At 42.1% G+C, this 7,619-nt stretch carries 6 protein-coding genes and 12 tRNA genes; 2 read left to right on the forward strand and 16 right to left on the reverse strand.

Features of this window, described 5'->3' with window-relative positions; all coding sequences use genetic code 11:
- The first annotated feature begins 158 nt into the window (after positions 1-158).
- The gene (locus tag FCL54_RS19485; RefSeq protein ID WP_138128610.1) at positions 159-1,070 is read left to right on the forward strand and encodes a hydroxymethylglutaryl-CoA lyase; all 912 of its coding nucleotides are present in this window, start codon (positions 159-161) and stop codon (positions 1,068-1,070) included.
- Positions 1,071-1,173: 103 nt separating this feature from the next.
- Here the strand turns inward: FCL54_RS19485 and FCL54_RS24145 are convergent, their stop codons facing one another.
- From FCL54_RS24145 to FCL54_RS19495, 3 genes are read right to left on the reverse strand one after another with little or no spacing between them, the layout of a single operon-like run.
- Positions 1,174-1,335 carry a hypothetical protein gene (locus FCL54_RS24145; RefSeq protein WP_171016935.1) on the reverse strand — a complete coding sequence of 54 codons (162 nt, stop codon included), beginning with the start codon at positions 1,333-1,335 and terminating at the stop codon, positions 1,174-1,176.
- An 18-nt stretch (positions 1,336-1,353) separates the two neighbouring features.
- Positions 1,354-1,695 (reverse strand): iron-sulfur cluster biosynthesis family protein, encoded by a 342-nt coding sequence (locus FCL54_RS19490; RefSeq protein ID WP_138128611.1) that lies wholly within the window; start codon positions 1,693-1,695, stop codon positions 1,354-1,356.
- Between the two features lie 21 nt (positions 1,696-1,716).
- Positions 1,717-2,262: a PadR family transcriptional regulator gene (locus FCL54_RS19495; RefSeq protein WP_138128612.1), complete on the reverse strand. Its 546-nt coding sequence runs from the start codon at positions 2,260-2,262 to the stop codon at positions 1,717-1,719.
- A gap of 190 nt (positions 2,263-2,452) precedes the next feature.
- Between FCL54_RS19495 and FCL54_RS19500 the strand changes: the two genes are divergently transcribed.
- A complete protein-coding gene (locus FCL54_RS19500; protein WP_138128613.1) occupies positions 2,453-5,563 on the forward strand; it encodes an efflux RND transporter permease subunit in 3,111 nt (1,036 codons plus the stop codon).
- Between the two features lie 237 nt (positions 5,564-5,800).
- On the opposite strand, the gene FCL54_RS19505 is transcribed toward FCL54_RS19500, so the two are convergent.
- From FCL54_RS19505 to FCL54_RS19565, 13 genes are all read right to left on the reverse strand, one after another.
- Positions 5,801-6,304 carry a DinB family protein gene (locus FCL54_RS19505; RefSeq protein ID WP_138128614.1) on the reverse strand — a complete coding sequence of 168 codons (504 nt, stop codon included), beginning with the start codon at positions 6,302-6,304 and terminating at the stop codon, positions 5,801-5,803.
- Positions 6,305-6,424: 120 nt separating this feature from the next.
- A tRNA-Arg gene (locus tag FCL54_RS19510) sits at positions 6,425-6,498 on the reverse strand.
- 9 nt (positions 6,499-6,507) lie between these two features.
- Positions 6,508-6,579: transfer RNA gene (locus FCL54_RS19515), tRNA-Glu, on the reverse strand.
- Between the two features lie 13 nt (positions 6,580-6,592).
- Positions 6,593-6,683 (reverse strand) — tRNA-Ser (locus FCL54_RS19520).
- Positions 6,684-6,696: 13 nt separating this feature from the next.
- Positions 6,697-6,773, reverse strand: a tRNA-Ile gene (locus FCL54_RS19525).
- Positions 6,774-6,780: 7 nt separating this feature from the next.
- A tRNA-Gly gene (locus FCL54_RS19530) sits at positions 6,781-6,854 on the reverse strand.
- A 25-nt stretch (positions 6,855-6,879) separates the two neighbouring features.
- Positions 6,880-6,961 (reverse strand) — tRNA-Leu (locus tag FCL54_RS19535).
- A 5-nt stretch (positions 6,962-6,966) separates the two neighbouring features.
- Positions 6,967-7,041 (reverse strand) — tRNA-Cys (locus FCL54_RS19540).
- Positions 7,042-7,046: 5 nt separating this feature from the next.
- A tRNA-Gly gene (locus FCL54_RS19545) sits at positions 7,047-7,121 on the reverse strand.
- 5 nt (positions 7,122-7,126) lie between these two features.
- Positions 7,127-7,201 (reverse strand) — tRNA-Gln (locus FCL54_RS19550).
- Positions 7,202-7,266: 65 nt separating this feature from the next.
- Positions 7,267-7,342: transfer RNA gene (locus FCL54_RS19555), tRNA-His, on the reverse strand.
- A gap of 5 nt (positions 7,343-7,347) precedes the next feature.
- A tRNA-Tyr gene (locus tag FCL54_RS19560) sits at positions 7,348-7,432 on the reverse strand.
- 11 nt (positions 7,433-7,443) lie between these two features.
- Positions 7,444-7,519 (reverse strand) — tRNA-Phe (locus FCL54_RS19565).
- Between the last annotated feature and the right edge of the window lie 100 nt (positions 7,520-7,619).

The raw sequence follows: 7,619 nt of genomic DNA on the forward strand, positions 1-7,619 counted from the left end.
TACAAAAAAGCCGCTACTTCTACAATATTCTCAATCCGTTCTCTGATTTCCTCCTAACTCATAAGAATTAAAAAAATTCAATTAATTTCTTGTGTGTTCTATGCGCGTTTGATTAAATAGTAAATAGAGCGCTTTCAATACACAGGAGGTAAAGTCATATGAATCTTCCAGAGAAAGTTACATTGATTGAAGTAGGACCTCGTGACGGCTTACAGAATGAATCAAACCAGGTGCCGACCGAAGCAAAAATTTCGTTTATCAAATCATTGAAAAAAGCTGGTATCCAGGAGATGGAGTTGACTTCCTTTGTCTCCCCAAAATGGGTTCCCCAGATGAAGGATGCTAGTGAGATCATTGAAAACTGCCTTGATGAAACACGCAATTATGTCCTGGCGCCAAACCGTAAAGGGGTAGACAGGGTAATGGAAACGGAATGTAAAAACATTGCGCTATTTGTTGGGGTCAGTGAAACATTTAATAAAAAAAACATCAATAAAACAACAAAAGAAAGCCTTGAGGAGCTAATTCCAATTATCAAAGAATTAAAAGAAAACGGGTTCTTTGTAAGGACCTGCATTTCTACAGCCTTTTATTGCCCTTATGAAGGAAAGGTTGATCCGAAAAATGTACTGGATCTCTGCAGGGAATTTGTTGAATCAGGGGTTGACGAACTGAGTGTTGCCGATACTATCGGGATGGCAAATCCAAAAGACTCTTACAATCTGTTTTCACTTCTTAAAAAGGAGCTTCCTTCTGTGTTGCTAACTGCACATTTCCATGACACACGGGGAATGGCACTCGCGAACATCTTTGCCTGTTTGCAGGCAGGTGTCACTCGTTTCGACAGTTCAGCAGGAGGGCTTGGCGGTTGTCCGTTTGCCCCCGGTGCAACAGGAAATGTAGCCACTGAAGATGTGGTTTATATGCTCCATCAAATGGGCATCCAAACAGGCATAAACCTGGATCAGCTGCTTGAGGCAGTCGACGGGATCAAGGAATATGTATCACGCCCGATCGAAAGTAAATATTATAGGGTCTCCCAATCAAGAGAAAAGCAAAACACAAAATGACCAGAAAGAAAGCAAGAGGCAAATGAACGCCTCTTGCTTTTTGTTTTTTTAGAAGATGGATAAAAAAAGCACCAGTTTTAACTGATGCCTGATTGGTTGTATCTCAACCTTTGACCAATGTGATGACAACACTGTATATTAATGCAAGAACTGCGCCGGTAATCAATTTCACTTTGTCAAAACGAGTTTTTTTCACCCGGTCAACGATCCAGGTAATAATAACATATGCACCAAAGAAAATTAAAAAATAAAGCAAAAAGTTCATTTCTGTGGATCCTCCTAATCAGCGAAGAGCAGACTGATCATTATTGATAAAACGCATTCGTGGATTCAACATTTGATTAGGGCTTTTTAACTGAAAGCAACTGTATTTCTTTACAAAGTCTATTGTCATCTCATCATCAAAAAATACTTGATATTTTTTTTCTAAAAACACCGGCAAATAATTGGTTTGAAGGGCCCCTTCGGTTTCTTCGGCTTTTTCTACAAGCCGCAGTTCAGTGACTCCATTAACGACACATCCGCAATCGTCAATATCATAATAAAGTTCCAGAACGGTTCCTGGATAACACTTCACTTGTTCCTCTAGTTTTGTTTTGGCTTCTTCCGTAAAACGTATTTCCAATTTAATCCCTCATTATTGTTGTTATTCTTCATCGAACTTTTCTAAGACTTCAATGGCCCAATCGCACCATTCGATCCAATTTTTCATATATCTCATACCATATTCAAGTGTAAGGTATTCCCCTAGCTCTTGCTTTGGAACTTTTTCATCCGGAAAATTCAACCTTTTCCACCGCTCCATAAAAGCGAGGCCATCCGTATGCAGCTTCTTCGTCTTATTCAAATAAGTAATTGCCTCTTTACTTGAAATTAAATGGAACAGCGATACTCTCATTAACTGTTCGTCTTTTAATTTCGGTTGACCGACTGTATCCCTGGCAAGCCATTGTATTAAGTCCTCATATCCCTTTGATTCGATCGAATATATTTTTTTATCAGGATACTCTTCCTGGTGAATAATTTTTGAAGATACAAGCTCCTCTTTTTCCATTTTACCGAGCTCCCGATATATCTGGGTATGGTGGGCTGTCCAAAAATGGGTCATCGTTTCTTTAAATCGCTGGGCAAGTTCGTACCCTGTAGAAGGTTCTTTTGATAGCAGACCTAATAATGCGTATCGTAAAGCCATTTTATATCGTCCCTTATTAGTAATAGTTTTTATTTTACCATATAAGGTGACAATCTTTCTAACTTCAACTATCTGCTTCATCACAGAGAATTTATTATAAAAATAACACATTTAAAGTTGATGTTATTCCTATTCATCCATATACTTATGATATGTGATAATGCACATAAATGTAAAGGAGGTCTTTTGCTTGGGCTTTTTAACAAAATTCAGCTTGAAAAATCCGGTCGCAGTCTTTATTCTAGCCTTTTTATTGATCATTGGCGGACTTTATTCTTTTACTAATCTTAAAGTAGACTTGCTTCCAGATATCGAATTTCCACAAATCTCTGTGGAGGTAGTCTATCCGGGGGCTTCTCCTCAAGATGTCAATGAACAGGTAACATCAAAACTGGAAGACAAATTTGAATCTATAGAAGGGGTTAAAAAAGTACAGACTTCTTCTTTTGAAAGCATTGCTATTCTTAATCTTGAATTTCCCTTTAATACGGATATGGAAGATGTGGAGCAGCAGTTAAACACTTATATTAAAGAAGCTTCACTTCCTGAAAGTGTCTCTACCAAGGTGAACCGTTTTTCTTTTGGTTCTTTTCCAATCTTCAATATTTCGTTGTTCCCTAAGGGAGACACCGATCTAGAAGCAATCGTTGAAGAAGAGATTGTACCTGAGTTAAATAAGATCCAGGGAATAAACAGTGTTTCAGTCGGAGGAGCCAAAGAAGAGCTTGTCCAGATTTCAGTCGATAAAGATAAGGCGAATCGTTACGGATTAAGCCTGGACCAGGTCAAAAAGCAAATCAATGATAAGTTTCTCTCATTTCCAGCAGGTTCTATCACGGAAGACAGTATCCAGGTACCTGTTCGTGTAGAAGAAGATATCGATTCATTAGATGCTTTGAAAAATCTTCCGCTTACCGTAAATCCTATTGCATCTGCCCCACAGCAGAATAGTGGAAACGGCAGTCCTCAGGGAGGGCCTCCTGCCAGTGCACCAGATGTTTCAACACAACAAGCAGCACCGTCTGTTACTTTAAATGATATTGCTGAAATAGAACCAATCAGCGACCAGCCAGAGTTTACGAGATATAATTTGAAAGATTCATTGTCCATGGCCATTACAAAAAAACAAAACGCCAACACAGTTGAAGTAGCCGACAAAACTCTTGAAATATTAAATGATTATCAGGATAAAATCGATTATGCGATTGGGTTTGATTCAGCAGAAGGAATCAAGAAATCCGTTGAAACATTAGTTCGTGAAGGCCTTTTAGGAGCTCTGTTCGCTTCAGTTGCCGTGTTGTTGTTTTTACGAAACTTCAGGGCAACCATTATTGCGATCATTTCCATCCCTTTATCGCTTCTTGTTTCCGTTATTTTCTTGAATCAGCTTGATATTACGTTAAATATTATGACGCTCGGCGGAATGGCCGTTGCTGTTGGACGTGTCGTCGATGACAGCATTGTTGTTATCGAAAACATATTCAGGCGTGTTCGAAAAGCTGACAGCCAGATAAATGATGAGATCGTAAAGCAATCAACAAAAGAAATTTTAAAGGCAATAACCTCTTCTACCATCACAACAGTCGTTGTATTTTTACCGCTTGGTTTAGTAGGCGGTGTAACGGGAGAGTTTTTCCTTCCGTTTGCTTTAACAATCGTTTTTGCCCTGTTAACATCATTAATTGTAGCAATAACAATTGTGCCGATTCTGGCTAAGTTTTCTTTTAAAAAAGTACCAAAAGAATCAAAAGAAAGCTCACTTCAACGCTGGTATGGATCCGTTATCGAAAAATCGCTAAAGCATAAACTGCTTGTCATGATCTTATCGTTCCTATTACTTGCAGGTTCGTTTGCTATCGTACCGACGCTTGGCTTTACTTTCCTGCCGAACGAAGACCAAAAAACGCTGGTCGCAAGCATCGAGCTTCCATCTTCTACAACGATTGAAAAAACCAATGATGTATCGTTAAAGATCGAAGAGATGTTACTTGATAAAGATTCTATTAAAGAAGTAACAACCGGTGTCGGCAGCCGCGATTTCAGAACCGGTTTAAAACGTGAAAATCAGGCAAACTATTTCATTAACTTAAAAGACGGAGTAAATGTAGAAAAGGCAATTGAAGCCATCGAAAGTGATATGGAGGATATCGCCGACAACTATGCGGAAGGTGCAACTCTTGGGGTTCAAGAACTTCAAACAGGTGGTCCTCCGACAAACAACAATGTTAATATTGACCTCTATTCAACCGATCTTGATGCTCTTCAGGATGCAGCAGACCGAGTAGAGGATTATATGCAAAAACAAGGCGATTTAAAATATGTGAGCAACAACTTATCAGAAAAACAAACACAGTGGATTGTAGATATTAATCCAGAAAAAGCTGCTGAACTTGGGGTATCAGGATTTCAGATCCTCGGCACTGTCTCCGACCAAACGAAGCCTGTTACTGTTGGTCCTTTAGTTCTTGGGGAGCAAGAACAGACCATCGAATTAACTTATGATGAGGATCTTCAATCTCTCGGTGAGTTAAAGAATACTAAAGTATTTACAAAGCAAGGGCCAGTGAACCTCTCAGAACTTGCGGAAGTAAAACAGGTTGAAAACGTAACAGCGATTCAAAAGCTAGACGGTAAAATCTTTGCTCGTGTTTCTGCTCAAATCAATAGTGATAATATTCGAGAAGTTTCCACCAATGTGATAAACGGCGTTAAAGATGATGTTGACCTTCCTGACAATGTATCGTTAGAAGGAGGGGGCGGAAGCGATGAAACCCTGAAAACCTTCCAGGATCTAGGCCTTGCGATGCTTGTTGCAATCGGCCTTGTATATTTGACCATGTTGATTACATTTGGAAAAGCGAGAATTCCTTTCGTTATCCTTTCTTCTCTTATCTTTGTACCGATCGGCTCTCTTGTCGGCCTCTATTTAGCCGATGAACCTTTATCAGTCAGTGCGATGATCGGCTTGCTGATGTTGATCGGTATCGTTACAACAAACGCTATTGTGCTTGTTGACAGAATCGGGCAAAACAGGGAAGAAAAAGGTTTAACTATCCGGGAATCCCTTATAGAAGCAGGAAAAACACGGCTCCGCCCAATTCTTATGACTGCATTTGCGACTATCGCTGCATTAATACCGTTGGCTCTGACTACCTCATCAGGTACGTTAATTTCTAAAGGGTTGGCGATTGTTGTAATCGGAGGATTAACCTCTTCCACATTATTAACTCTGATTATCGTTCCCGTAATTTATGAACTGTTCTTTATTCGCCAGGTAAGAAAAGAACAACAATCTATCTAGATAAAAGCCGCCCATGAGGCGGCTTTTCATTTTTGCATTCTTTTTTTGTGCTATATGTTGTAATAAAGGAAAGGATGAATATGACAGCAACACGTCGAATCCCTGGATGGTCCATGAGGAAGATTTGCGAAACAAATTACCCTATTCCCTTTATATAGAAGCGCTTGTTCATATTCAGATGGCGGGATGTCCAGCGGAATTAGTTGCTTTGGATGTATTTTGTCTGCCTGTCAACTGTTAAACGAGCGGCGCTTCCATTCCCATGCCGGCCCACTCTTCACGGGAAGGACCATAAATGCCTGGCACTTTTAAACCTGCCTGTCGCATTAGAACGGTCATCTGCCCTCTATGATGGATTTGATGTCGGATTAGAATCATTAAAAAGATACTGTTCGGCATCTCTTCTCCGTACATATCACTTTTCATTGATAATGTGTCATCCTGCCATTGCTCTTTTATAGCCTGTACAAAGTTTTGACAGGTTTCTCTGTAGCTTTTTGCTAGCTCCTTTGCTGAAGGTGGAACATGCTCAGTTTCTGGGGGCGCTATAAAATCCAGCCCAGTACGGCCCATGAGTACCTTCATGCTTGTCACTAAATGCCAAGCAATACGACCTAACGTACGATCCAGGGAAGTTATTCGCTGTGTAAGCGATTCGTCTGTAAGCGTGTCCAGAATTCGCTGAGTTACCTTTTCTTCGTGTTCCCATGTTTTCAAAAAGCCTTCTACTGTTTGGAACATAGATAATCCTCCCATTCCTATCAGGTGATTCTATTTCCTATTCTCCAAAGGATTTTTGTATTCCTTTTTGAGAAACAAAAAAAGCAGGACGACCGATTTGTGATCGTCCTGCTTTAGTTACGCGCCCTAGAGGATTCGAACCTCTGACCCACAGCTTAGAAGGCTGTTGCTCTATCCAGCTGAGCTAAGAGCGCATGATAGAATGACCCGTACGGGATTCGAACCCGTGTTACCGCCGTGAAAGGGCGGTGTCTTAACCACTTGACCAACGGGCCATGACAGTAATCATGGCGGAGAAGGAGGGATTTGAACCCTCGCGCCGCTTACACGACCTACACCCTTAGCAGGGGCGCCCCTTCAGCCACTTGGGTACTTCTCCAACTCAAACAATATGGTGGGCCTGAGTGGACTCGAACCACCGACCTCACGCTTATCAGGCGTGCGCTCTAACCAGCTGAGCTACAGGCCCATATTGATGGAGCGGGTGATGGGAATCGAACCCACGACATCAGCTTGGAAGGCTGAGGTTTTACCACTAAACTACACCCGCATCTATTAAATTAAAAATTACTCAATACCGGTGGTCGGGGTCGAACCGACACTCCGTGAGGAACACGATTTTGAGTCGTGCGCGTCTGCCAATTCCGCCACACCGGCGCGTCTGGAGGCGGCACCCGGATTCGAACCGGGGGATAAGGGTTTTGCAGACCCGTGCCTTACCACTTGGCTATGCCGCCTAATCTGGAGCGGAAGACGGGATTCGAACCCGCGACCCCCACCTTGGCAAGGTGGTGTTCTACCACTGAACTACTTCCGCACATATGGCTGGGCTAGCTGGATTCGAACCAGCGCATGACGGAGTCAAAGTCCGTTGCCTTACCGCTTGGCTATAGCCCACTGAATTATATCTAGAGTTTTCAACATGGGTCATCTTGAAAACTTTTCATATTAGCTTCTTTAAATGGGGCGGCTGATGGGAATCGAACCCACGAATGCCGGAACCACAATCCGGTGCGTTAACCACTTCGCCACAACCGCCATCATGGTGGAGGGGGACGGATTCGAACCGCCGAACCCTGAGGGAGCGGATTTACAGTCCGCCGCGTTTAGCCACTTCGCTACCCCTCCAATTAAAAGAGTGGTGGCTCGAGACGGAATCGAACCGCCGACACGAGGATTTTCAGTCCTCTGCTCTACCGACTGAGCTATCGAGCCATGTTTATATAGGTGACCATCATTTTATGCTGTGCTGACACCCTCTGTTCCTTCCTCTACTAGCTTATGCTATCGAAGCAGGCTGTGTCGGAACAACTCA

The sequence above is a fragment of the Exobacillus caeni genome, assembly GCF_005747095.1.
Taxonomy (GTDB): domain Bacteria; phylum Bacillota; class Bacilli; order Bacillales; family Guptibacillaceae; genus Exobacillus; species Exobacillus caeni.